The sequence below is a fragment of the Vibrio sp. MED222 genome, from assembly GCF_000153005.1.
GTDB lineage: Bacteria > Pseudomonadota > Gammaproteobacteria > Enterobacterales > Vibrionaceae > Vibrio > Vibrio tasmaniensis_A.
The window spans coordinates 680,161-705,257 of the sequence record NZ_CH902607.1 but is presented as its reverse complement, the minus strand read 5'-3'; the positions used below and the strand labels follow the sequence as shown (position 1 = coordinate 705,257).

Sequence of the window (25,097 nt, the reverse complement as noted above, 5' to 3'; positions counted from 1 at the left end):
TCGTGGTCTGAACTTTGCTCTACCTCCTTTTTAAAGTGCTGATACTGTTCATTAAGGTAATGACAACTCGCGAGAGCGACTCTGATGAGCGCTTTTGTGAGCTGCTCTTTTAATGGGGAGATATTGGGCATGATTGGTATCACTTATCGGTAATGTAGTGATAAGTCGAGGGGAGGGAGTCAATGATGAAAAGTCATTCAGGCCTTGCTACATATAGGGTTAGCTCTCTCCGAAGCACGACTTTTGATGGCTGTAGTGGTCCGGTGCCTTTGTATCGTGACATAGACCCGGACGGGTTGTTCTCTCATTACGAAGTGATAGATATAGAGTCAAACGCTTCCATATCGATGTAGTTTAAGAAGTTATCCTGCCAAAGCTCGAACATCTCTACAGCGGAATAGTTGCCCTTGATTGGGCTCCATCCCCCGAACTCTGTAAAGAACGCTTGGTCTCGAAAATCAAAGTCTAGACATCGCGCCAATTCTGGATACACATTCCCAACGTAAGCAAAATCAGTGATGTATTCGACATTCCATAGACCACTGGAGATCTGTGTCATCGCGATTTCAACAGGGTGAAATCCACCAGCTTCTGAGCTGTATGAACTATCTCGAAAGTTGAACGTCAGGTAAGTACTTTGGGCTATTGACTCACACTGGGTTAATTGTTGTTGAAAATGGTTGTTTAACAGTGCGTGAAGTTTGTCTGACACAGGTAAACTTGATGGGTGAAAGAGCAGAGTAGACATATTGATGCCTCCTTGAATTTACGTGAAAGAGTGGGGTGATTGGTTAGCCTTAGCGGACTTGAGTGAGTTGTATGTCATCGAAGACATGCTGAGTTAAATGCTCATGGAAAGCGCACATCCAGGCTTGGAACACTTTTGTTGTGACAGGGTGGCTCAGGCTCGCTGCCCCTGCATCTGGTTGATAGCACCAGTGATTAAGTAGGTGGAAATAGAGATACACATCGAGCGAGTCGGTGGATTTGTCTTGATAAGTAAAATTGGCCACGAAAACCAAATTCCAATCAGAGCGTGAATTCTCCCGCTTTAACTGAATTTCTACAGGGGCGACCCCTTCCTTTGTTTTGTAGTAGCTTGTGTTTCGACAGTTGAGTGCAATGCGTGTCGTGTCTTTAGGGATCGAGTAGCGAGCTATGGTTTGCTCTAACTGCTGGTGGAGTTTGCTATTGAGGGTGATGTCACCATAGTGTTTCTCAATCATAACCAGCCTCTCTCTGCAAACGATGTGCATTGTTCCCCGACAACAATATGATCCAGAACTCGAACATCAATGAGCGCTAAAGCATCTTGTAATCTCGTCGTGATGCGCTTGTCTGCTTGGGACGGCTCAGGATCGCCTGATGGATGGTTATGAGCAAAGATAACCGCCGCTGCATTGGCCTTCAGAGCAGTCTTTACTACCTCCCTTGGATAGACGCTTGCCGCATCAATCGTCCCTTGAAACAACTCCTCAAACTCAATTAATCGGTGTTGGTTATCTAGCAACATGACGGCGAACACTTCACGTTCACTGCCGCCAATCTTAAATCGCAAATAGTCTCGGGTAGCTTGTGGGTTGGTAAATACATCGCCTCGTACATAACGATCTTCTAATATCTCAGCGGCTTTTTCTAGAACACGATGTTCATGCTCTTGCTGTGAGAGTAGTGGTGGTGAAAGTGTTCTCATTTTGGTTCTCCTTTAATCAGGCTTTAGGTAATTCACTTTAATGACATATACCTCAAAAAGGTTTGAATCAGAGTAAGCCGAGCCAGCCTCATTTTTTTTAACACTATCTCCTTATCCCATGAGGACCACAGGCATAGGAGAACGTCCCATGAGATTTTTAAAGCTAAAAGAAGTGATTGAGAAAACCGCATTAAGTCGCTCGGCGATATACAGAAAAATGGACGAGGGTGATTTTCCTGTATCGGTAAGCCTGGGAGATAGGGCAGTCGCTTGGGTAGAAGAAGAGGTGAATAACTGGATGGAAATGCGCTTGTCTGAAAGACCAAGCCATTAAGACTGAATTAACGCCACTGCACCAATTAAGGCATTACCAAAATGGTAGGCCAAAACTAGAACAAAGGAGCAAGACCATGAATGAAGAAAACTGTGCAATCTATATCGGTATCGCAACATCAAAAGGAAACGCATCAAAGCTACAGGGTGGGATTGGTATCAGTGTTTATAACTACGATGGGCAGTTAGTTGACAAAAATAATCTATTAGTCGGTGAGATTGCCGATAGTGCTGAGTTAGAGCTTATCGCATTGATAGAAGCTATAGCTTATGCCAGAGATGGAGACTGCCTGTATTCGAGTAGTGAATATTGTGTGAAAGGGTTCAATGAATGGTTAGATAACTGGAAAGCAAAGGGGTGGCGAAAATCTGATAAGAAGCCAGTAGCTAACCGTCATTTATGGCAACAGGTCGATATGCATCGAGCGAGCAAGTTTGTGGAAGTAAGGCGAGCGCATAAGGTCGGGGATTATGAACAGATGGGGAGAGCGGGGGATATGGCTAGGGAGGTGCTTTGAACTGGCTTTATTCTCCGAGATCTTAATCACAGTTATTAACACTTATCAAAGACTTAATCGTCATATTCAAACGACCTATATATTATCGAGTCAGATTGATATATAGGTCGGTTTATGTCGGGAAATACTTCTTATTACAACGAAAACGCGGTTCAGCTTTCAAACCAATATGATTCTTTGGAATTTGAAAATGTCCACCGTGCGTGGCGCATGTATTGGCCTTGTGGTGCTATAAGGGTACTTGATATTGGTGCTGGCTCAGGCCGAGATACGAGGTGGTTTGTTGAGCAAGGCTGCTCAGTGGTCGCCGTTGAACCAGCAAACGAACTTCGCCAGTTAGGGAGCTTAAATTCCTCGACTCAAGTTCAGTGGTTAGACGATGCTCTGCCTGCTTTAAGCAAAGCTAGAGAGCTGTGTAGTCATTACGATTTGATTTTAATTTCAGCGGTATGGATGCATCTAAATTCGGCGGTTCGAAAAGAGTCGATCGCTGTATTGTCTGAGCTGCTCTCCGAGAATGGAAAACTAGTGATCACATTGCGTCATGGCGGCTTTAATGATGGCCGTAGTGCTTACAGTGTTTCAGTCGAACAATTAGAAAGGTTAAGTGAAGCTGTAGGGCTGATAGTCTGTCACGTTACTGAAGACACTGATTCATTGAAGAGAACAGAGGTATCTTGGCAAACCGTAGTGTTAGAACATGCAAGATCTAACAAAAGCAAGGGTCGATAATGGCATTAGAGTACTACTTAGATCGTTTTCAAAATCTGAAAATGAACAATGCTGGTGGCAAAAAAAGTCCTCATAAAGTCTGTATGTTGCTGGCTGTTATGGATCTAATTCAAGCAGGGCATATTTCGACCAATAAGATTTGCCTTAACCAAGCCCTTAAAGAACGGTTTACTTATCACTTTGATAACCTAGCTCAGGGGGCTGACAAAAATACCCCAGAAAACCCTTTCTTCCATTTGAGAAGTGAAGGCTTTTGGCACCTTTTCTTCAATGACGGTTATGACAATACGTCAACCAGTCGTTATTCAGTAAATGCGGTCTCCCACGCATATATTGACGATGAGCTGTTTAGCTACATGAAAAGCTATATCGTTTCTAACGAACTAAAGGATGCTTTAGTTTCTAATCTATCTGATCTAGCGACGTTATATCATCAGTGGTTGATTGATATTGGCAAATCTGAAAAAACCGCGAACAACTACCTTGGGGCCATAAGAGGCTCGATATCTAATTGGTTGATGGATGTTGGCGAGTTAGAAGCACCGCTTACTGATATTAATTCGTATCGTGAGTTTGTTGGTTATGAAGAAAAAGCGAGAAAGTTGGAGCAGTTTCAAATTCGTGACTCTAGGGGGAAGGGGATGTACAGCGCCGCTTTGTCTCATTACCACAAGTTTTTAGCTGACGTATCCCAAGTCGATGTGAATGCAGACATCAAACAAGTGATGGCTGACAACACTCTGTCTGAAACTGAAAAGACCATTTTGGTCAATACAAGGGTAGGACAAGGGCACTTTAGGTCAAAACTGATTCAGATGTGGGGTGGTTGCGCCGTTACAGGGTATCGAAATACACAGCTGTTATTGGCTTCACACATTAAACCCTGGCGAGATTCTAGTAATGAAGAGCGACTAGATAGATTTAATGGTTTGCTGCTTCTTGCCAACCTAGATAAGGCGTTTGATCTCGGTTTTATCTCCTTTGATGATCACGGAAAGGTACTCATTTCAAGCTACTTGGAGTCTCCAGATGTGATCGGTTTAAAGGAAGATATGGCATTTAGCATCATGCCGGATCACAGACCATACCTTCGTTACCATCGAGGCGAGTTATTTAAGGGGCGATAATTGATTAACTCTGCCTTATCATTGAGTTAAAAGATCAGGTATGGTTTCAGCTCTTCAAAGTTCCCCACAATAATCTGCTGACCTCTAGGGTTCGAATTCAACACATTAATATCGATGTTATAAGCATCCAGAACATAGCGAACCAGCGCTGCGTTCGTCGGTATTGCTAGGGTGCCTTTTTCCATACCGTAGTCGTGTGCAATCACTTTGGCCTGGGCTTCGGTTAATCTTGAGTCGGGAATTAACTTAATAGAGAGATGAGTGTTCCAAAGCTCATCTTGTTCTTTCCCTTTTATTTTTTTTGTCTCAAGAGCTGGAACACCTCGAATTCGGCTCAGCACGAAATCTCGATAGTCTTCTGAGTGTTCGCAATAAGCTCGAACATGCCAGCGTAATGGTGTACAAACGAGTGTGTGTGGAGAGATGATCCGTTCTACTTCTTCACCATTCTTCAATGATGTGTAGCTTAAATCGACACGTTTCTTCTCTCTGATTGCTTGGACTAATGGTCGTAAAATTTCGGGTGTAATGTTGCGTGTCACTGGGCGAACCATCGTCGTATTTTCAAAGCCCATATCAAGCTCATTGAAAGTCACAGTCATATCTTCACTTCGAGATAGGATGTGTAAGTATTCATCAGCATGACCGCTCGTTAGCTTTGGATCGAAGCTATCACTGGGCTTGTAGCCTTTCAACTGCTTATCGTAGACAAGGTTGTCAGGCGCAATTTCTACCAGGTAAGTATTGATATCTTTCGACGCTTGCTGTCTACCAATACCGAAGCTTTTAATCAAATGGTTGGTTGTTAGCCGACCTTCCCACAGCGCAATGACCTCTATCATTCTGTATCGAAACAAAAGGTCCCATCTTATTGGCCATTTACTCATTATCTAATTCCTGTCTAGTTATGCGACGTGTATGTGTAATCAGTATTTACGTGTAGCTAATAACGTCATATTATTTTTTGGTTAGTATTACGTCAAGGGCAGTTGAGGAGAAAACCATGAGTGAAATTCACATCACAAGAGCGGTATATCAAGACACCAAAGAGTCGGTATCAATTGAGGACGTCGATCGTGGTCTTCAAGCCAATGTTGTATGCGCTTGCTGTGGAGCTAAATTAGTTGCGAATAAGGGACAAAAGAAAGCTTGGCACTTTTCTCACTATTTTGACGAAGCATGTGTTTTGGCGTACGAGACGCAACTTCATTTAACTGCCAAAGAGTATTTTGCAAAAGCCGGAAAGATACCTATACCGCTTGATACGGGATGGATTACCCCAGATGCTTGCGCAGAACTACAAGTCTCTGATGTGAAAATTGAAGTCTATATGGATGGGAGAAGGCCGGATTTAGTGGCGACGGTCGGAAGCGAACAGTATTGGATTGAGATAGCCAATAAGCACAAATGCGATGACGATAAAGTTTGGTATTGCCGAAGTCATGATAAGAATGTCATTGAGATAGATGTCTCTGAGTGTGGTTATCTAGACCAGTTCGACTCTTTAGAGCATTGTTTAGTGCGAACACAGTCGCTCAATGCTTGTAATGATTACCTTGATGAAATAGCAAAAAGTACAGCGCATAAACATGAAAAAGTTAGAAAACAAATTGAAGTCTTGAAGCGTTCAGAAAAGAAACTTGAAGAGCAAGAAATAAAGCAAGGCAAAGTAGAGAAAACGTTAGAAGAGCGTATCGAAGTACATCAGAAAAAGTATGAAGATCGCTTAGAGAAAATGAAACTTCGCAAAGATGCTCAGGATGAGATTCTTGCTGAATTGGAGAAAGCGATAGACTCTCATCAAACCCTATTAGATTCGGTTCAGGCGCGACATGCCCAGATTGAACATGAGATAGAAGAGAAGGTTACATCGAGGTTTAAGCAGCTTGATGAGCAAAACCAAGCCGTGCTTCTTCAGTTAAAAGGGGAGTTACAACGAGAATGGAATCTGGAGTTGAGAAAAAAGAGAGAGGAGTTTGAACAACAACTTGCGGATGAATTTAATCGACGATTTCAAAGTGAAATCGTGGCGATGGAAGAAAGACAACGAGCACATCAAAAACTAGCTCAAGAGTTAAAGGTTTTGGAACACGAAAAGTTCTTTCTGTGTGATGAGATTGAGTCTTTAGGTTTACGTAAGAAAGCAGTTTTGGAGCAACAAGGGCATGAGTTGCGAGAATCATTTACTCCACTTATTGAACAAAGAAATACCTTGACCGATGAAGTCACCGAATTGACAAAGCAGGTAAAAGCAAAATTGATAGAAGCTGATCTTGTCGATACTTATGCCAACAACCTTGTTGAGGTGAGAGACTTCTGTCTAGCTCGTTCTGACTACCGACAAACGATCAATCAACGAATGAATAAGCTCAAGTCAATAGATCGCCAATGTAAGGAATTAGCGTTTGATTGTGAGCAGAAATTCGAACGATTAGATGTAATGGTAAAACTCTCAAATGAATTCGCTAAAGCATTTAAGACTACCTTCGATTTACTTCAAATGAAGGAACTTTTAAATGAGTTACCGGAAGTCTTAATTAAGCGAGTAAATAAGCACTCCATTATGCTATCAAGAAACGCTCAAGAGGAGCTTGATGATTTTGAACGTATGGAAGTTTGATCATTTCGAATATGTGTGGGGCGAGTTGTGCTCAAAGTGGTTATTAATAGAGCGTTAGATTGCATAATGGAATGGAGATCATTGTCCATTCCTCAATTTTCTCATATTCTCACACCATTAGAATTTTCGACAAAACTATCGAGAGCTAACACGCTGAAATGACTGACCAAATATTAACCTTGAAAGAGGTGGCTGCTTATCTAAAGTTAGCCGAAAAAACAGCATATAGATTAGCAAGCGAAGGAAAGCTTCCTGGTTTCAAAGTCGGCGGTTCATGGCGCTTCAAACGTGAAGATCTTGAAGCGTGGATAGAAGAGAGGAAGCTGGCTAAATGCTAATTGATAACGTAACAACTAAAGTATCTGAAACGATTTCCAATTCGATTCAAGCAAACGATAAGCTGTCTGTAATGACAGGGCTTTTCTCCATCTATGCTTTCGATCATCTAAAAGATTCGTTGAGTCAGTTAGATTCAGCACGATTGTTATTCTCTCAAGCTAAAGGGTTTGATTCACTAGGTAGTGAATCGCCTTTCGGTGCACTGAATGGTACAGCATTAGAAAATAAGTTCCGTAACCAGTTAAATCAAAAAGCAATAGCACAAGAGTTTGCTCATTGGTTAGAGGAAAAGGCATCCGTTCGTTTAGTGCAACAAGCTGGAGCTGTTCATCAGCACATTACGCACGTAAATTCACATTCAGAATCAATTGCAATAAACGGTGCTCAATTCAATGGTCAAGGTATTGGATTAACAGAGTCGAATGGCTTTGACATGATTAGTCTTGCTAATGCAGATCAAGCTAAAGAGCTTTTAGGGTTCTTTAATCGAGTTTGGGGAAGCAAAGCACAAGTTAAAGACGCAAAAGCACTTCTACAAGCGGAGCTTGCCAAATTCACGACTGATCAAACACCACAGTTTATCTACTTCATTACGTTATATAATATTTTTAAAGATTTTGTGGGTGATCTGCAAGAAGATAAGATCCTAAAAACCAAAACAGGATTTAAAGATACAATTGTCTGGAACAAGCTGTATAAGTTTCAGAAAGATGGTGTTTTAGGTGCAATCGACAAACTTGAGCATTTTAACGGTTGTATCATCGCTGATAGTGTTGGTTTAGGTAAGACATTTGAAGCACTTGCCGTAATCAAGTATTACGAGCTTCGCAATGATAAGGTTCTTGTGCTTTGTCCTAAGAAGCTACGTGATAATTGGCTAATCTACACGCAGAACGACAAAAGAAACTTACTTTCTAGTGATCGCTTTAACTACGATGTTTTGAATCACACTGATATGAGTAGAACAGGTGGTTATTCTGGTGATATTAATCTTGAAACTATCAATTGGGGTAACTACGACCTTATAGTGATAGACGAATCTCATAACTTCAGAAACAATAATCCTAAGAAAGACGGTCGAAACCGTTACCAGAGATTACTTGAAGATATCATTCAGGCAGGGGTAAAAACGAAGGTGCTGATGCTCTCAGCTACGCCCGTTAATAACCGTCTAAATGATATGAAAAACCAAGTAGCGTTTATCACTGAGGCGAATGACCAAGCTTTACATGATCACGGTATCAACAGTATTGAAGGGACGCTAAGACAAGCTCAAACTCGCTTCTCTAAGTGGGCTGAACAAGATCCTGATATTCGAACATCGAAAGACCTTTTAGACTCGATGAATTTCGATTATTTCAAATTACTGGATATTTATACAATAGCTCGTTCACGTAAGCATATTGAAAAATATTATGGTACTGTTGATATAGGAAAGTTCCCGACTAGACTACTACCTGTCAACCTAAAAGCATCAATTGATCTTAAAGACCAGTTCCCTCCATTGGAAGAAGTGAATAAGACCATTAGAAGGTTATCACTTGCGTTCTACTCACCGATGAAATACGTGAGAATGGATAAGAAAGCTGAATATGCGAGACGATATGACCAAGAGGTTAAAGGCGGTAAAAGTGTATTTAAACAAGTAGACCGTGAAGAAAGCTTGATCCATCTTATCCGTATCAATCTGCTTAAGCGTATGGAAAGCTCAATCCATTCGTTCACGCTAACATCAGAAAAAGTGCTTACTCAGGTAGATACACTATTAAACAAAATTCATAATTTTAACGCTAATAGTAAGCCGAATCTTAGTGATGAACTGACAGAAGAGTTTGTTGCTCCGCCAATAGAAGAGATTGATGATTTAGAATTTAACTCGCCAGAACTCGCTCCATATCTAATTGGTAATAAAACCAAAGTGCGTATTCAAGATATGGATTTGGTTCGATTCGCCCAAGATCTTGAAGCTGATAGAGTATTCCTTCAAGAAATCGTTAGAGTTTCAAAAAGCATTAACTCGGAGCGTGATGCCAAGCTTTCTATGTTGAAGGAAGCGTATCTTGAGAAATGCAAGAACCCGATAAATGGTAATAATAAAAAAGTTATTATCTTTACTGCTTTTGCCGATACAGCAGAGTATCTATACAAAAACTTATCATCTTGGGCTTCACAAGAGTTGGGTCTTCACTCAGCCATTATTACAGGTCAACGCACTGAAACGACCTTGCGTGGAACGGATGGTAAAAAGTTCAAAACTGACTTGAACAGTCTTCTAACTCATTTCTCACCCAAATCAAAAGAGCGTGAAAAAGTCTTTCCTGAGTTTAAAGAAGAAGTCGATATTCTAATAGCTACCGATTGTATCTCTGAGGGTCAGAACCTTCAGGATTGTGATTACTTAATCAACTATGACATTCATTGGAATCCAGTTCGTATCATTCAGCGTTTTGGACGTATAGACCGTTTAGGTTCAGTAAATGATGTGATCCAACTTGTTAACTTTTGGCCAAACATGGAGTTGGACGAATATATCAATCTAGAAGCAAGAGTTAGCGGAAGAATGGTATTACTTGATATTTCAGCAACAGGTGAAGAAAACGTTATAGAGCAAGATCCTAAAATCAACAAAGGAATGAATGATTTAGAGTATCGCAGAAAGCAACTTGAGCAACTTCAAAATGCGGTAGTTGATCTTGAAGAAATTTCAGGTGGTGTATCTATTACTGATTTGACACTAAATGATTTTAGGATGGACTTGTCTGGGTTCTTGAGTAGCAAAGAGAATGACAATACTAGTGTATTGGAACAATCACCAATAGGTTTGTTTGCGCCAGTGGTTATAGACAAAGAAGCATTTGAATCTGAATCAAGTCAGTTTTCAGGTCTTGGTGATGAGATTGAATCAGGCGTGATCTTTTGTCTAAAAGACATTAAAGGAAAGGTTCAGGTTGAAGAAAGCTATTCGCTTGCACCTTACTATCTGGTTTATATTTCTGATGAAGAAGAAATTTTATTTTCGTTTACTCAGTCAAAACAAATCCTCGATCTGTGTAAAAAACTAGGTTCAGAGTTAACCAATATTGACCAATCAACAGAAGCTTACAATCAGTTTTCAAGATGTTCTCAAAACGGTAAACAAATGAAGCATTACCAGAATCTTTTCGCTAAAGCGGTAGAAAACATTGCTGGTAAGAGTGAAGAGATTGGAGCAACGAGCCTCTTCAATAGAGGTGGGACGGTCTTATCTGCATCAAGCACTCAAAACGTCAATGATTTTGAAGTTGTTAGTTACATGGTGATCTTGTAATGGAGCTAATTAACTTTAGAAATAACGATAAAACAGAACATATCAGTTTGATTGAAAAGGTTTGTGATAATTTAGCCCTTCCTGATTCAACGTTCCTTGGCACTCGTATCACTAAGAAGATGCTGGTGGATAACAATGATCTGACTAGCCATGACAAAAAGCTAGTAACGGACGTTATTCAATCTATCGAGTGGCAGAACACCCTTAAGCCAGAAACTCTCAATGTTCCTATTTATGTAACTGATACCGTTGAGTACATAGAAATAGCGGTAATTCGTGTTGTACTGAAAAGTGATATCAAGAATAAAATCAAACTCAAGAATGTAGCCAAGCTCTTACATACGCTGATTCCTTATCCAGTGATTTTACTTTTAGAACTAGGTGAAGAACTAGCGATAAGCCTAGCCGATAAGCGTATTAACCAAGCAGACAAGAGTAAGCTGGTTATTGAGCATATCTACAACAGTGGTTGGTTAAATTCTTCGGGCTTAACTGAAAGTCAGAATCATTTTCTTAATGATTTTTCACTGAAAAATGTATCTAGTGTTAATTACTTCGAACTCTACCAAGGTTTTATATCAATGATGGTGAGTCTTGAGGTAAGTAATATATCTCGAAGGTATATTTTCTTAAGTGAAACATTGGAAAATGATGATCTAAAGGTTAACTTGAATCTTATTCAACAAAATAATTATGAAAAGAAAAGAATTTTAAATGAAATTAATGGTTATGAAGAAGAACTGATCTCTATCAGGAAAAAATTAAGAAATGAAAGCCAAATGAATACAAAGTTGGCTTTAAATCTTGATGCAAAGAAAATAAAAAATAAATTATCTATGCTCAAGTCACTCGTCTAAAGAGAATAGTTAAAGGTTAATGGATGCCAATTTATAAAGATGTAGGAAAAGACAGGCTTGCTGCAATTGAGTGGGCTTGCAAAAAACTTGATAACTCTATTGACCGTCCCAATATGAACGCACGAGGGGTCTCAGAAGCACTCGATGATAAGGTTATGGGTGATATTGCAACGATTGTAGTTTGTAAATATTTACGTGAAGTTGGCCTTGGAGCGGTAGCTTATGATCAAATAAGAACAGATGGTTTTGAAAAACCAGATCCCGGTTGGGACGTTGTTGTTTCTAAAAATCGAAGTGGACTTAACCGTTGGGCAAGGGGTACAAAGGAACCAACAATTGTGCCTGGCTTTGCATTATCAATATCTGTAAAATCTTCTAGGTTGCCAGCAGCCGACAATATCCAACGTGCATTAAATCAAAGAGATTTTAAGATATTTAATTTAAATAATAATCAAATTTCTTTGGACTTAACTGCTGATATCGAAACTCAGGTTTACTATAACCTTGAGAAAACACAGTTATGTAATCTAAAAGTGACTAAAGAAGATGTAATCAATGCAACAATAAATAGACAAAACTGTAAAGTGATTGACGAAAAACTTATGATTAATGATCGTTATAATGAATGTATTTTGTCTAGGTGGGCTTTCTCTGAAGATATTGTAAATAAAACGAAATCAAGAATACAAGCTAATCAAAAGATTATGTGGAGTTCATTTGGTAAAAGTATGTGGATTGCTCCGCTATCAGAAGGTTTTTCATTTCAACAACTTGAGATGTTAAACAAAAGAATGAATGAAAAATAAGTTGCTTAAATTGTAAAGCTCACGATAGATATTTTAGAGGTTGATATGGAAAAGATTAAATCGGATAGTGAGATAGCTAGAAGTTTAAATATTATAAAAAATAATGTAGAACAAATTGAGAATATTTTTCCTGAAGCATTTTCTGAAGGAAGTATAGATTTTGATATCTTGAAATCATTGTTGGTCGATGGTGGTTGTAAAGTATTTGAACCTAAAGAAGAACGTTTTAGTTTCACTTGGGCTGGTAAGGATAAATCAAAAAAGATCGCTCAAACAACTTCTACAGGAACGTTAAGACCTTGTTTTGATGTTACTGACGCTTCTCTACTGTCAGAAAATATTTTTATTGAAGCAGATAACTTAGAAGTTCTAAAACTTCTGCAAAAGTCATATCATAAGTCTATTAAACTTATTTATATTGACCCCCCATACAATACGGGTAAGGATTTTGTATATAAAGATAATTTCCATAATAATTTAAATAATTATTTCCAACAAACTGGACAGTTGGATGAATCGGGAAGAAAGTTAAGTACAAATTCTGACACATCAGGTCGCTACCATTCTGATTGGTTATCAATGATGTATCCTAGACTCAAGCTTGCAAGAAACCTTTTAGCTGATGATGGAGCTATTTTTATTTCTATTGACGATGGAGAACAAAGCAATCTGAAACAAATTTGTGATGAAATATTTGGTGAGGATAACTTTGTAAATAATATTATCTGGCAAAAAAAATATTCTCCTCAAAATGATGCTAAATGGTTATCTGACAACCACGATTTTATTCTGTGTTATGCAAAAAACAAAGAATTATGGCGTCCTAATTTACTGGCTAGAACCGAAAAACAAAATACAGCATATAAGAATCCTGACAATGATCCTCGTGGAGTATGGAAGGCTACTGATTTGTCCGTTAAAACGTATGCTAGTAATAATGATTATGAAATTACAACACCTTCTGGAAGAGTTGTATCACCACCTGAATCAAGATGTTGGAGTGTGAATAAGGATAAATTTTCAGAACTTGTTGCAGATAATAGAATTTGGTTCGGCTCTAATGGTAATAACGTACCCTCATTAAAGAAATTTATTACTGAAGTTAAAAATGGAATAACCCCCCTAACATTATGGACTTATGAAGAGGTAGGGCATAATCAAACGGCCAAGCAAGAGTTAAAAAAACTGTTTCCTGAGACCAAAGAAGTGTTTGATACGCCAAAGCCTGTTTCTTTGATAAGTAGAATTTTAGATATTGGCGCAGATAAAGATTCGATTGTATTAGACTTTTTTGCTGGTAGTGGCACCACAGCTCATGCAGTAATGGAAAAGAATATTACAGATGAGGGAACTAGACGATTCATTACTGTTCAGTTACCAGAACCAACGGGAAAAAAAGATTTTGAATACATTTCAGATTTCACTTACGAAAGAATCCATAGAGCAAGTGAATCTCTAGGCTACAATGACCCAATGAAGTTTAAGCTTGATGAGACTAATATCCGCCCTTGGGATGCTGACTTTGACAACCTTGAACAAGTCCTTCAGCAAGCAACAGAATCAATCAAGGCTGATCGTTCAAGCGAAGATGTTCTGTATGAAATATTCCTAAAGTATGGCTATGACCTAACCACACCTGTAGAAACAGAAGTGGTTAATGGAAAGACTGTGTACGTTGTTGGTGCAGGTGCTTTGATTGTTTGTTTAGATGATGAGATTACTGGTGAAACTGTAGAAAGCATCGCCAAGCTTAAAGAAGAACTAGATCCAGAAACCACCCAAGTTGTATTCAAAGATGCAGGATTTGCTGATAGCAACGTAAAAACTAATGCTATTCAGATCTTGAAGCAAGCTGGTATTGACGATGTTAAAAGCATTTAGGGGATAAATTATGTCTGAAATGAAGATAAAGTTTAACCCTGATCTTGATCATCAAAAAGAAGCGATTAACGCTATTGTTGGTGTATTTGAAGGACAAGAAACGTTTCAATCCAACTTCACTGTATCAAACGCTGTTCAATCAGATATGTTTGAGAAAAATGATGGTATCGGTGTTGCCAATGCAATTAAGCTGCTCGATGAAGAGCTGTATGAAAATACACGAAATGTTCAGTTGGTTAACGGCTTACCTCAAACAGAAAATGCTAAAAATGCTCTTCCAAGTCTTGATTTTACTGTCGAGATGGAAACTGGTACAGGTAAAACATACGTTTACCTGCGTAGTGCTTTTGAGCTGAATCAACGTTATGGGTTAACAAAATTCATCATCGTTGTTCCATCAGTGGCAATCAAAGAAGGTGTTTATAAGTCTCTGCAAATGACTGAAGAGCATTTCAGAAAAGAGTATAAGAATGTTCAATATGATTACTTTGTCTATGATTCTTCAAAGCGTGAGCAGGTAAGAAACTTCGCTACTAATGATTATATTCAAATCATGGTAATCAACATTGACGCTTTCAGTAAATCCTTCACAGACCCAGAGAAAGAGACGAAAGCTAACCTGATTCACCGAACCGATGACCGTCTGAACGGGATGAAGCCAATTGAATTCATTCAAGCAACAAATCCTGTTGTTCTAATTGATGAACCTCAATCTGTGGCATCTACAGCTAACCGTAAAAAAGCAATTGCGAGTTTAAATCCGCTTTGCACGTTCCGATACTCAGCAACGTTGACTGAAAACTTCAACATGCTTTATAAGCTCGATTCGATAGATGCGTATGAGCGTAAGCTGGTTAAACAGATTGAAGTTGCCTCATTGGAAGTTCAAGACAATCATAACCAAGCGTATATCAAGCTGATTAGTGTTGATAATAAGAAATCACCAATCACCGCTAAAATTGAAATTGATGCTCAAACGAAGACTGGAAAGCTACAACCACGTAAATCAATCACAGTTAAGAGTGGTACGGATTTATTTGAAGCATCGAACGGACGAACTGTTTACGAAGGTTATGTAATCAACGACATTTACTGCGAAGAAGGTAGCGAGTATATCGACTTTACGAGCCGTGATGACATCTTAGAGCTAAGTCAATCCATAGGTGAAGTTGATCAAGATACTTATAAGCGACTACAAGTATCTAAGACCGTTGAAGAACATCTTGAAAAAGAGCTGAAATTCTATAAAAAAATCACGACTGGCGTAGATGTCATGGATCATTCCAAGATTCTAAGCCAGAAAGGCATTAAGGTTTTGAGCCTGTTCTTCATAGATAAAGTAGCGAATTACCGAGGCTATTCAAGTGATGGTGTGCCAGTTCAGGGTAAATTTGCCAAGTGGTTTGAAGAAGAGTTTACACAACAATTAAGAAAGCCAAAGTATCGAGTTTTATATCCTTCAATTTGGGTTAAGAATGATGCAGGTAAGCCAACTTTAAATGAACATGCGCTCAAAGAACTAGCTAGTTCTGTTCACAATGGCTACTTTGCTCAAGATAAGAAAAAAGATTCGTCAGGTAATCCTCTTTTCGCAGAATCAAAACTTTCAGCAAAAGGTGAAGGTGGTAAAACGGCTGCTGATGAATCTGCTTATAACTTGATTATGAAAGACAAAGAAAAGCTTTTATCAATGGATGAAAAGCTTCGATTTATCTTCTCTCACTCTGCCTTGAAAGAAGGCTGGGATAACCCTAACGTATTCCAAATTTGTACTCTAAACGAAACTAATTCTGTGATGAAGAAGCGTCAGGAGATAGGTCGTGGGTTACGTTTAGCAGTAGATCAGTCGGGTGAACGTGTACCGTATGGCTTTGAGGTAAATACTCTTACTGTAATGGCGAATGAATCTTATGATCAGTTTGTTGCAGCTCTTCAAAAAGAGATTGAGGAAGAGGAAGGGATCAAGTTTGGTGCAGTTGAAAAACACCAATTTGCAAATATTGTCATCTCTTCGAATAAAGAGTCTGATGAGCACGATACTAAAGAGTTTCTTGGTGCTAAAAAATCAGAAGAGATTTATCAGCACTTAGCGGATAAAGGTTACATCGACAAGAAAGGCAAAATCTTAGATTCTCTTAAAACTGATCTGGTTGATAATACGGTTAGTTTACCTGAAAGTGTTCAAGAACATTCTGATGCGATTCTTGCAACTTTAACTAAGGTTGCTAAAGGCTTAAGCATTAAGAAACATGAAGAGAAGAAAACGGCAACACTTCGTGAAGATAATGGTAAGCAAATCGTGCTTGGGGATGATTTTAAAGCACTCTGGGACAGAATTAAGTACAAGACGACTTATCGAGTGAATTTTAGCGTTGGTGAGCTTGTACAGAAGTGTATCAAGGAAATCCGAGCGTCAGTTGCGGTTGCTAGTGCTAAGTTTGAATATAAAAAAGTAAAAGTAGCGGTAACAGAAGCGGAACTTGAGACTTTTGATGAAGAGTCAAAGATCCAATACTACCGTAATCGAAATTTCCAACTTCCAGACGTAGTAACGTATCTTGAATCAAACACGAACCTAACCCGTAAGACGGTGGTAGATATCCTACTTGGGCTAGGTGATAAGTTAGAAGCATTCAAGAACAACCCACAGCGATTCATCGAACTTGCTAGTGAAGTGATCCGTAAACAAATGCGTTTAGCTATAGTTGATGGTATCTCATATCACAGAATTGGAGATGAAGATTACTACGCTCAGGAGTTGTTCCAAGAAGAAGAGCTTACTGGTTACCTTAAAAATATGGTTGAGGCGAACAAATCTGTTTACGATTACATCATTTGTGATTCAGATACAGAGTTCGAGTTTGCAGAAAAGCTTGAAGAATCAACAGACGTTAAGCTTTACGCCAAATTACCAGCGTGGTTTAAGATTGATACTCCATTAGGCAGTTATAACCCTGATTGGGCGGTATTGATTGATAAAGAAGATGGTATGGGTGATCAGCTCTATTTTGTAGTTGAAACCAAATCTAGTATCTTCTCTGATGATTTACGTGCTTCTGAGCAAGCTAAAATTGATTGTGGTATTGAGCACTTTAAAGCGTTGTCGCAAGACAAGAACGGTAAAGCCTTAGATAACTCAGCTAAGTTTGTGAAGGCTGATAGTTATAATACTTTTTCAATACAGCTAGAAAGTTAAACCAAAAAAAACACTCTGCATAGAGCAGAGTGTTTTCATCTAGTGGTCCTGGTATTAGTCAACCTAAGTAATGAAGGTCCTCGAAGGCTTTTAGGTTATGCAATGGATTTGATTGTGACCGGAAACCTGAAAGAAGCAAATGGTAATTCTAATCGAAAGTTAAATCGTTATAAATTCTTAAAATCAGAAAGCTCAATGGTAGGGCTACTCCTTCACTCACATTATGCTAAGGAGTCTCCGGATATGCTTAGTTTGAAATTTTGCACATGAGTTTAGAGGTCACTTGATTATTTTTCAGATAATGCAGGTTAGATTCTTCTATAGTAACACCAGAAGTAACACCTTAAAACTCTACTTTTATAATGTTTATATTAATCAATTTGATAGGTGTGATAGTAGAGTCCAGTAGCGGCACCACATTATACGAAAGAGCCCACCTAGTGTGGGCTTTTTTGTGTCTGTAATTCCTTGTTGTATCAAGCTCTTAGTCATATTTTGGCTTCAAGAGAACCCATAGCACGTTGTAAAGTTCACCATTATCCAATGAAATATAGTTAATCTAAGCAGCGATCTACGTCTAGTAAGAGATGTAATTAACAGTTTCGTGAATGTGTAGTTGACGTGATGACCGTTCAAAAAATAAGGTTGGCTTATTCGTATTGATGAATATTCTCATTTTTGAGTACAAATTCACGTTGGTAAGCTAGGTATGGAACTCACTTCGGTATTAAAAGAACTACAAGCTTTTGTGTATGCAGAACATGAAGCTAGCATGGAAAAACTTCTAGAAACTTGGAAGAAACCTTTAGAAGAAAAACTATTAAAAGGCGAAACTCAACGAATAGAGTCAGTAAGATGTTCCGGGTCTAATCATCTGGAAGTCGTATTGGGTGATAATGAATCACGTTTTAGAGAAGGCGACATGATTTGTTTGCATCTTGGTGACCCAAGTAACCATAAAGTGTTTGGTCAAGTAGCGATTGAAGCTGAAAACGATGGAGAGTGGTTGCTCAAAGTCAAAGTAGATCAAAGCTTACTTCCACAACTAAGTGAAGGATGTTATGCCGACCCTGCAGGCATGGACTTAAAACCGTTTTATGACAAAGCTTTGGCTGATGTAGCAACATCGAAAGTCGGCAGAGACGTATTGCTGCCTATGCTTTCCGGACATTTGAATACGGAAACGATTTATGACGAAGACTTTGATGACGCTGCCGATTATGCCGAATCTCGAGGATTAAATGAAAAACAGAGTGAAGCTGTTGGTATTGGTGTCGCATCTAAATACTTAGCGTGTATTCAAGGTCCTCCCGGAACGGGTAAAACAAAAGTTATTAGTATTATCGCCAAGCTTCTTGTAGAGGCAGGGCAGAGAGTTTTCATGACTTCTCATACCCACATGGCGATCAATAATGCACTCAATAAAATTGTAGAGGAAGGGGTTCCTGTTGCAAAAATTTGTGCGAGTGGCGGTAAGAAATCACTGAGCGACAAGGTTCAGCATTTTGAATACGCATCAAAATGGCAAGATATACCGGACACTGGGTATGTGATTGGTGCGACACCTTTTGCTACCTGTAGTGAGCGACTTGAAAGCTTTACATTTGACACCATCATTTTTGACGAAGCTAGCCAAATTACTGTTCCATTGGCGTTAATGGCAATGAGAAAAGGGTGTCGATTTGTATTCGTTGGGGATCATAAGCAGCTTCCTCCTGTGATACTTTCTCAATCCGTTCTTGAGGACAGTTCGGCTTTCTCTAAGATGATTATTGGCAATGAAAAGGTTTCGGTATTGTTAAGCCAAACTTATCGGATGTCTCCAGCCTTAACTGAATGGCCTAGTAACTGTTATTACAAGGGCGAATTAGAATCGAAAAGACCACCAACGCTGTCATCATTTTCTCTACCTAAAAAACCTCACAAGTATTCCGACGTCCTCTCTAGCGATCGACCTTCTGTATTTATCAAAACTCCAGGGGTCAATGCCCGAAGTGTGAATAGAAAAGAAGCGGCGTTAGTGGCCGATTTGATAACCGCGGCTGTTGAAGCGGGTCTATCTGCTGAAGAGATAGGTGTCGTTACACCGTTTCGGGGTCATGCCAAAGCTTTAAAGTCTTGCCTTCAGGATAAGTTGGGGATATTTGGATCAAAATTAGTGGTAACGGATACCGTGGAAAGGATGCAAGGCCAGGAGCGGGAAATGATTATAGTTTCATTTTGCTCCTCAGATCCGCAATACATTAGCGCTATTGCTGAATTCTTTTTCCAAGCGGAACGTCTCAATGTCGCCATTACTAGACCCCAGACTAAGTTGGTTATTGTAGGTCCCGAAATCCCAGAAGGCATGCTGCAACAGGTGGATGATCCTAAGGTGCGACAAAACATTGAAGATTATAAATCTCTGGTTCGTCACTGCTATAAGGTGGAAGTAGATTAATGGCACATATAGATACGATTACAGGCTTAGACCGCAAGCATCGACGTCATTTCAAAAAGGTATTCAATAAACTCAATGACGAATTTTTTATTCGTGAGTCATTATTAGAGTCTTTACAAGTTGCTCCTTGTATTATTGAGGGTCCTTGCAATAGTTGGGTGTTTGTTGGAGTCCATTCAGAGAAACCAGATAGTATTAGTCTTTCTAAATTGTTGAAGTTTAATGACTCGATGTTGACGTTAGGTTTAAAGCCTATTCAGTATCTAGCTGTCGTCGATAATATGATTGTGGAAGAAGAAAGTACTTTCCAAATTGACGGTTCTCTCCAAGTTAATACTTATCCCCAAGTGAATAGTTCTTTCTCTGATTATGTACAAATAATTGAGAACAAAACGTTTATTGAGCGTGGTGAAAAACTAATCCACGCCGCACTAACCGAGTTCACAATCGACTCACATTCACGAATCAAGCGCACGTTTTTTCCAGAGTCGGTTATTCCCGCGCAGTGTAGTACTCGTCGAGGAAAAGCCTCCGTAGACAATACCGCAAAGCTGCTCCCATTTTTTTTAGATTACGATCAAGAATTGGCTACTAGGCTAGATATGGTTGAGTCTGTCGATTCTGAAGAAGAAGGTCAGGAAGACATTTCAGTAAGGTTGATAAATGGGGTCGCTGGGAGTGGGAAAACTCTGATTTTAATTAATCGTGCCGTTTTGTATTGTAAAAAATACCCGGGAAAAAAGGTCCTTCTTGCGATACACAATAAGCCAGTGACGGAAGATATTAAATACAGGTTCGAAACTTGGCTTAAAGGCAAACCAGATAACCTTGAAATTGCTACCTTTCATTCATTTGCGCTAAAGCAGTACAGTAAAAGTCATCAGCGTGTTAAGCCAGTATTTGGCGATGCGAATATGAAAGAAGAAAAGAAGACCGTTTTAAGTGATAAAAATGAAGCTTACACGCAACTATCGTTAACAGATGAGCAGATTTGGTCCGAACTAGAGTACATCAATGACTATTTAATTAAAGACAAAGAAGAGTACTTGGAATTCGATCGACAGGGTCGTGGGTTTGCACTACAAAAAAGTCAGCGAGAACATATTTGGCAGCTATATGTTGATTTTTCTGCTCGATTGTCGTCGGTTAAGAAGTACCTACCGAGTTTATATATCAAGGAAGTGGCTCTATCAGACAAACCTCTTGAACAGTATGATCACATACTGCTTGATGAGGCTCAATTCTTCGCGCCATCTTGGTTACAGTTAATTAAACGCTCATTGACGCCGGGGGGACAATTATTTATTTGTGCTGATCCTAACCAAGGTTTCTTAAAAAGCCGTTTAAGCTGGAAGAGCGTAGGTTTGAATGTTCGAGGGCGCACTAAGCGTTTGAATCATTCTTACAGAACGACTTATGAAATAATGGTCGCAGCTAACGCTCTGCTCGATGATCTCGAAGGAAGCCCTGAAGATTACGTGAAGCCTGACTATGAAAAAATGGCAAGAGGACACAAACCTCAGATTATATATTCTCGAAATGCTCAAGATGAGAAAAAGAGGTTCCTGAACGAACTCGCAGTCCTGGTGCAGTCGGGAACAGTCGCTCTTCATCAGATCATGGTTTTATGCAGCCCAGAGTATAATCCATGGGCGCTAAAGCAAGACATTGAAAAACGAATTGGTTCTAACAAGGTCATTAACTACAACAACTCCAAAGAGTTAGCGGATAACGTAGGCAGCAAAGTTAGACTGCTTAATATCAATAGTTGCACGGGTATGGAGTCTGGTACGGTGTTTGTTCTTGGCTGTGGTCAAATAATTAACCAGCCTAAAAATCTAGAGTTGAGCGATTCGGAAAGGGAAGAAGTACTGCAAGAATCAATGCGAAAACTTTATGTAGCAATGACTAGGGCTGGGCAAAAGTTAGTTGTTTTCAGTACTGAAGAGTTTCCAGTTAGCGTTGAAAAACATATTGAAATTACGGGAGAAGTTACCCAAGTTTAGTTGCAATTTATTTATCATAAGTAACTCTTAATCAATGCAAAAAGTCGCATTTACGATACAATACCACGCAATAAATCTTGGCTCCGCTGTTCAGAGCCAAGTCCTACATTATTCGAGTAATTAAGAACATGGCAAAAGCACCCGCTAACAAGAAACCCGCCTCAAAAGCTAAGCCTACGTCAAAAGCTAAAAAAGCGACCAAAGGCTTTGAAGAGACCCTTTGGGATACCGCTAATCAGCTGCGTGGCAGCGTTGAGTCATCTGAATACAAACACGTGGTATTAAGCCTTGTGTTCTTAAAGTTCATCAGCGATAAGTTTGAAGCGCGCCGTCAGAAGATGATAGACGACGGGCAAGAAGCTTTTGTTGAGATGAAAGAGTTCTACCAACAAGACAATATCTTCTTTTTACCAGAAGATGCGCGCTGGTCATTTGTTAAAGCGCGCGCTAAGCAAGATGATATCGCTATCATTATCGATACCGCTCTATCAACCATCGAAAAAAACAACCCAAGCTTGAAAGACGCTCTGCCAGACAACTACTTCTCGCGTCAAGGTTTGGAAGTGAAAAAGCTGGCGTCACTTATCGACAGCATTGAAAACATCGATACGCTGGCGAACGAATGCGACATGAGCGAAGAGGACTTAGTCGGTCGTGTTTATGAATACTTCCTAGGTAAGTTTGCAGCAACCGAAGGCAAAGGTGGTCGAGTTCTATACGCCTAAGTCAGTGGTAACACTATTAGCTGAAATGCTAGAACCTTTCCAAGGCAAAATCTACGACCCGGCTTGTGGCTCGGGCGGTATGTTTGTTCAGTCTTTAAAGTTCATTAAAGAGCACGAAGGGCGCACCAAAGATATTGCTATTTATGGCCAAGAGCTGACCTCGACCACTTATAAACTGGCGAAGATGAACTTAGCCATTCGCGGTTTATCGGGCAACTTGGGTGAGCGTGCAGCCGATACCTTCTTTGCTGACCAGCATAAAGACTTAAAAGCCGATTACATTATGGCTAACCCACCGTTTAACCTTAAAGGTTGGCGTAATGAAGCCGAGTTAACCGATGATGCGCGCTTTGCTGGCTACCGTACACCGCCAACAGGTAATGCCAACTACGGTTGGATTTTGCACATGCTCTCGAAGCTAAGCGAAACAGGCACAGCAGGCTTTGTTTTGGCGAACGGCTCAATGAGTTCAAGCACGTCCGGTGAAGGTGAGATCCGTCAGCAGCTAATCGAGAACGATCGCGTTGAATGTATGATCGCTTTGCCGGGGCAGCTGTTCTTTACTACGCAGATCCCTGTGTGCATTTGGTTTATCACTAAAGACAAAACCGAAAATACCACCAAAGGTTTCCGTAACCGCCAAAAAGAGACTTTGTTTATTGATGCCCGTGAAATGGGCGCCATGATTAGCCGCACCAACAAAGAGTTGACTAAAGACGATATTGCGCTGATTGCTGACACTTACCATGCATGGCGCTGTGATGAAGCAGAACTTAAAGCGCGTATTGAACGTGGCGATGGCAAAGTAGAGAAGTATGAAGACAAAGCAGGTTTTAGCAAATCAGCGACCATTGCTGATATCAAGGCTAACGATTTTGTATTGACTCCGGGGCGCTATGTTGGCGCAGCTGACATAGAAGATGATGGCATTCCGTTTGAAACCAAGATGAGTGAGCTTTCACAAACCTTATACAGCCAAATGAATCAATCTCAAGAGCTGAATAAAGCGATTCGTCGTAACTTGGAGGTGTTGGGTTATGGGGAGTGAGTGGATACAGTCAGAGTTGGGTGATGTCATTGAACTCAAACGTGGATATGACCTTCCGAAAACAAAGCGAATTGATGGAAATGTACCTGTTATTTCTTCCTCTGGTCATTCCGGTTTTCACAATGAAGTGAAAATAAAATCGCCAGGTGTTGTAACTGGTCGATATGGCACGATTGGGCAGGTTTTTTATATAGAAGAAGATTTTTGGCCTTTAAATACAACGCTTTATGTAAAGGATTTTAAAGGGAATGATCCATTATTTATCTATTACTATTTGAAGACCGTATCTTATAAAGACTATACGGACAAAGGTGCTGTACCCGGGGTAAATAGGAATGATCTTCATAGGGCTAAAGTACTTTTACCCAAGTGTCCTAAATACCAGAATAAGCTAGCTATTCATTTACGAGATTTGGATAGAAAAATTACCCTCAACAACCAAATCAACCAAACCCTAGAGCAAATGGCACAAGCGCTGTTCAAATCTTGGTTTGTCGATTTTGATCCAGTTAAAGCTAAAATGAATGGTGCACAGCCAAAAGGGATGGATGCGCCTTTTCTTTTAAAAGAAGTTGCCTCGCTTTTCCCAGAAAAGCTCGTTGAGTCTGAACTGGGTTTGATTCCTGAAGGTTGGAGTCAGGGCGTGATTGCAGATATTGCCAAACTAAATGCGAAGTCATGGACAAAGAAAAACCAACCCGAACAAGTTCACTATGTTGACCTAGCAAACACAAAAAATGGTGTAATTGAAACAGTCACAAGTTATGACTTCAGTGAAGCGCCATCACGAGCGAGAAGAATCTTGAACTCTGGGGATACCATTGTTGGCACTGTACGTCCGGGAAATCGATCTTTTGCATTTATCGGTGATACAGAACAACCACTTACAGGTAGCACAGGCTTCGCTGTTTTATCGCCAAAAGAAGAGTGTTGGACATCGTTTGTTTACCTAGCTACTACCAATGATGACTCTATTGACGAGTACGCTCGTCTAGCTGATGGTGGAGCATACCCTGCTATTAAGCCTGTAGTTGTTGCTGACACTCCATGTGTAATCCCTACAAAGGATGTTGCGCAAAAATTCTGGCAGCTTACTGAAGCTATGTTGAAGAAAGCTCATCAAAATCGCCTTGAGAATGAGGTGCTGGCTAAGCTACGTGACACTCTACTTCCTAAATTGCTTTCCGGCGAAATCGACTTAGAAAACCTGCAAGTAGAACAAGCTAAAGCACTAGCAGAGTAACCTTTCGTCATTCCAGAAAGTGAGGGACGAACTTATCAGGAATCTCGTTTTTGGTGGTGATGAAAAGCGAGATCTCAGATACCTCGTCCCTCGGTTCTGAGATGACGAAGGCGAGGTTCTAAGCTGACGAAGGTGAAGTCCTAAGGTGACGAATCAAACACACCTCAGATGACAGAACAAAACTGATTTGCGCCAAAAACAAACTCAAATAACTCAATCTAGAAAA

Annotated in this window: 18 protein-coding genes and 1 pseudogene; 15 read left to right on the top strand and 4 right to left on the bottom strand. The window is 39.9% G+C overall.

Annotated elements, in window-relative coordinates; translation table 11 throughout:
* Positions 1-307: 307 nt before the first annotated feature.
* The 3 genes from MED222_RS11780 to radC are packed head-to-tail and all read right to left on the bottom strand — an operon-like array spanning position 308 to position 1,693.
* Positions 308-748: a DUF2787 domain-containing protein gene (locus MED222_RS11780; RefSeq protein WP_004734954.1), complete on the bottom strand. Its 441-nt coding sequence runs from the start codon at positions 746-748 to the stop codon at positions 308-310.
* 49 nt (positions 749-797) lie between these two features.
* Positions 798-1,226, bottom strand: a complete 429-nt coding sequence (locus MED222_RS11785) for a DUF2787 domain-containing protein (RefSeq protein WP_009846899.1) — start codon at positions 1,224-1,226, stop codon at positions 798-800.
* The gene (radC, locus tag MED222_RS11790; RefSeq protein ID WP_009846898.1) at positions 1,223-1,693 is read right to left on the bottom strand and encodes a RadC family protein; all 471 of its coding nucleotides are present in this window, start codon (positions 1,691-1,693) and stop codon (positions 1,223-1,225) included. Before radC ends, MED222_RS11785 begins: the two co-directional genes overlap by 4 nt.
* A 148-nt stretch (positions 1,694-1,841) precedes the next feature.
* Between radC and MED222_RS11795 the strand changes: the two genes are divergently transcribed.
* From MED222_RS11795 to MED222_RS11810, 4 genes are all read left to right on the top strand, one after another.
* Positions 1,842-2,027, top strand: coding sequence for an AlpA family transcriptional regulator (locus MED222_RS11795; protein WP_009846897.1), 186 nt, complete (start codon positions 1,842-1,844; stop codon positions 2,025-2,027).
* Between the two features lie 76 nt (positions 2,028-2,103).
* On the top strand, positions 2,104-2,544 hold the full coding sequence (locus MED222_RS11800; RefSeq protein WP_004734958.1) for an RNase H family protein: 441 nt from the start codon (positions 2,104-2,106) through the stop codon (positions 2,542-2,544).
* A gap of 114 nt (positions 2,545-2,658) precedes the next feature.
* The gene (locus tag MED222_RS11805; protein WP_009846896.1) at positions 2,659-3,276 is read left to right on the top strand and encodes a class I SAM-dependent methyltransferase; all 618 of its coding nucleotides are present in this window, start codon (positions 2,659-2,661) and stop codon (positions 3,274-3,276) included.
* Positions 3,276-4,403, top strand: a complete 1,128-nt coding sequence (locus MED222_RS11810) for an HNH endonuclease (protein WP_009846895.1) — start codon at positions 3,276-3,278, stop codon at positions 4,401-4,403. Before MED222_RS11805 ends, MED222_RS11810 begins: the two co-directional genes overlap by 1 nt.
* 26 nt (positions 4,404-4,429) lie before the next feature.
* Here the strand turns inward: MED222_RS11810 and MED222_RS11815 are convergent, their stop codons facing one another.
* Positions 4,430-5,290 (bottom strand): helix-turn-helix transcriptional regulator, encoded by an 861-nt coding sequence (locus MED222_RS11815; RefSeq protein ID WP_032555213.1) that lies wholly within the window; start codon positions 5,288-5,290, stop codon positions 4,430-4,432.
* 116 nt (positions 5,291-5,406) lie between these two features.
* Between MED222_RS11815 and MED222_RS11820 the strand changes: the two genes are divergently transcribed.
* From MED222_RS11820 to MED222_RS11865, 11 genes and pseudogenes are all read left to right on the top strand, one after another.
* Positions 5,407-7,023 (top strand): competence protein CoiA family protein, encoded by a 1,617-nt coding sequence (locus tag MED222_RS11820; RefSeq protein WP_009846893.1) that lies wholly within the window; start codon positions 5,407-5,409, stop codon positions 7,021-7,023.
* A gap of 158 nt (positions 7,024-7,181) precedes the next feature.
* Positions 7,182-7,361, top strand: coding sequence for a methylation-associated defense system helix-turn-helix domain-containing protein MAD1 (mads1, locus tag MED222_RS11825; RefSeq protein ID WP_009846892.1), 180 nt, complete (start codon positions 7,182-7,184; stop codon positions 7,359-7,361).
* The gene (locus MED222_RS11830; RefSeq protein ID WP_009846891.1) at positions 7,355-10,669 is read left to right on the top strand and encodes a helicase-related protein; all 3,315 of its coding nucleotides are present in this window, start codon (positions 7,355-7,357) and stop codon (positions 10,667-10,669) included. Before mads1 ends, MED222_RS11830 begins: the two co-directional genes overlap by 7 nt.
* The gene (locus MED222_RS11835) at positions 10,669-11,526 is read left to right on the top strand and encodes a DUF4391 domain-containing protein (RefSeq protein WP_009846890.1); all 858 of its coding nucleotides are present in this window, start codon (positions 10,669-10,671) and stop codon (positions 11,524-11,526) included. Before MED222_RS11830 ends, MED222_RS11835 begins: the two co-directional genes overlap by 1 nt.
* 23 nt (positions 11,527-11,549) lie before the next feature.
* Entirely contained in the window at positions 11,550-12,332 is a 783-nt protein-coding gene (locus MED222_RS11840; RefSeq protein WP_009846889.1) for a hypothetical protein, read from the top strand.
* A gap of 45 nt (positions 12,333-12,377) precedes the next feature.
* Entirely contained in the window at positions 12,378-14,213 is a 1,836-nt protein-coding gene (locus tag MED222_RS11845) for a site-specific DNA-methyltransferase (RefSeq protein WP_009846888.1), read from the top strand.
* A gap of 10 nt (positions 14,214-14,223) precedes the next feature.
* Positions 14,224-17,409: a type III restriction-modification system endonuclease gene (locus MED222_RS11850; RefSeq protein ID WP_009846887.1), complete on the top strand. Its 3,186-nt coding sequence runs from the start codon at positions 14,224-14,226 to the stop codon at positions 17,407-17,409.
* A 709-nt stretch (positions 17,410-18,118) separates the two neighbouring features.
* Entirely contained in the window at positions 18,119-19,849 is a 1,731-nt protein-coding gene (locus MED222_RS11855) for a DEAD/DEAH box helicase (RefSeq protein ID WP_009846886.1), read from the top strand.
* Complete coding sequence (locus MED222_RS11860; RefSeq protein WP_009846885.1) at positions 19,849-21,855, top strand: UvrD-helicase domain-containing protein; 2,007 nt, start codon at positions 19,849-19,851, stop codon at positions 21,853-21,855. Before MED222_RS11855 ends, MED222_RS11860 begins: the two co-directional genes overlap by 1 nt.
* 128 nt (positions 21,856-21,983) lie before the next feature.
* Positions 21,984-23,628 (top strand): annotated as a pseudogene (locus tag MED222_RS21505) (N-6 DNA methylase).
* Positions 23,618-24,871 (top strand): restriction endonuclease subunit S, encoded by a 1,254-nt coding sequence (locus tag MED222_RS11865; RefSeq protein ID WP_009846882.1) that lies wholly within the window; start codon positions 23,618-23,620, stop codon positions 24,869-24,871. The pseudogene MED222_RS21505 and the gene MED222_RS11865 overlap by 11 nt, the downstream one beginning before the upstream one ends.
* The last annotated feature ends 226 nt before the right edge of the window (positions 24,872-25,097 follow it).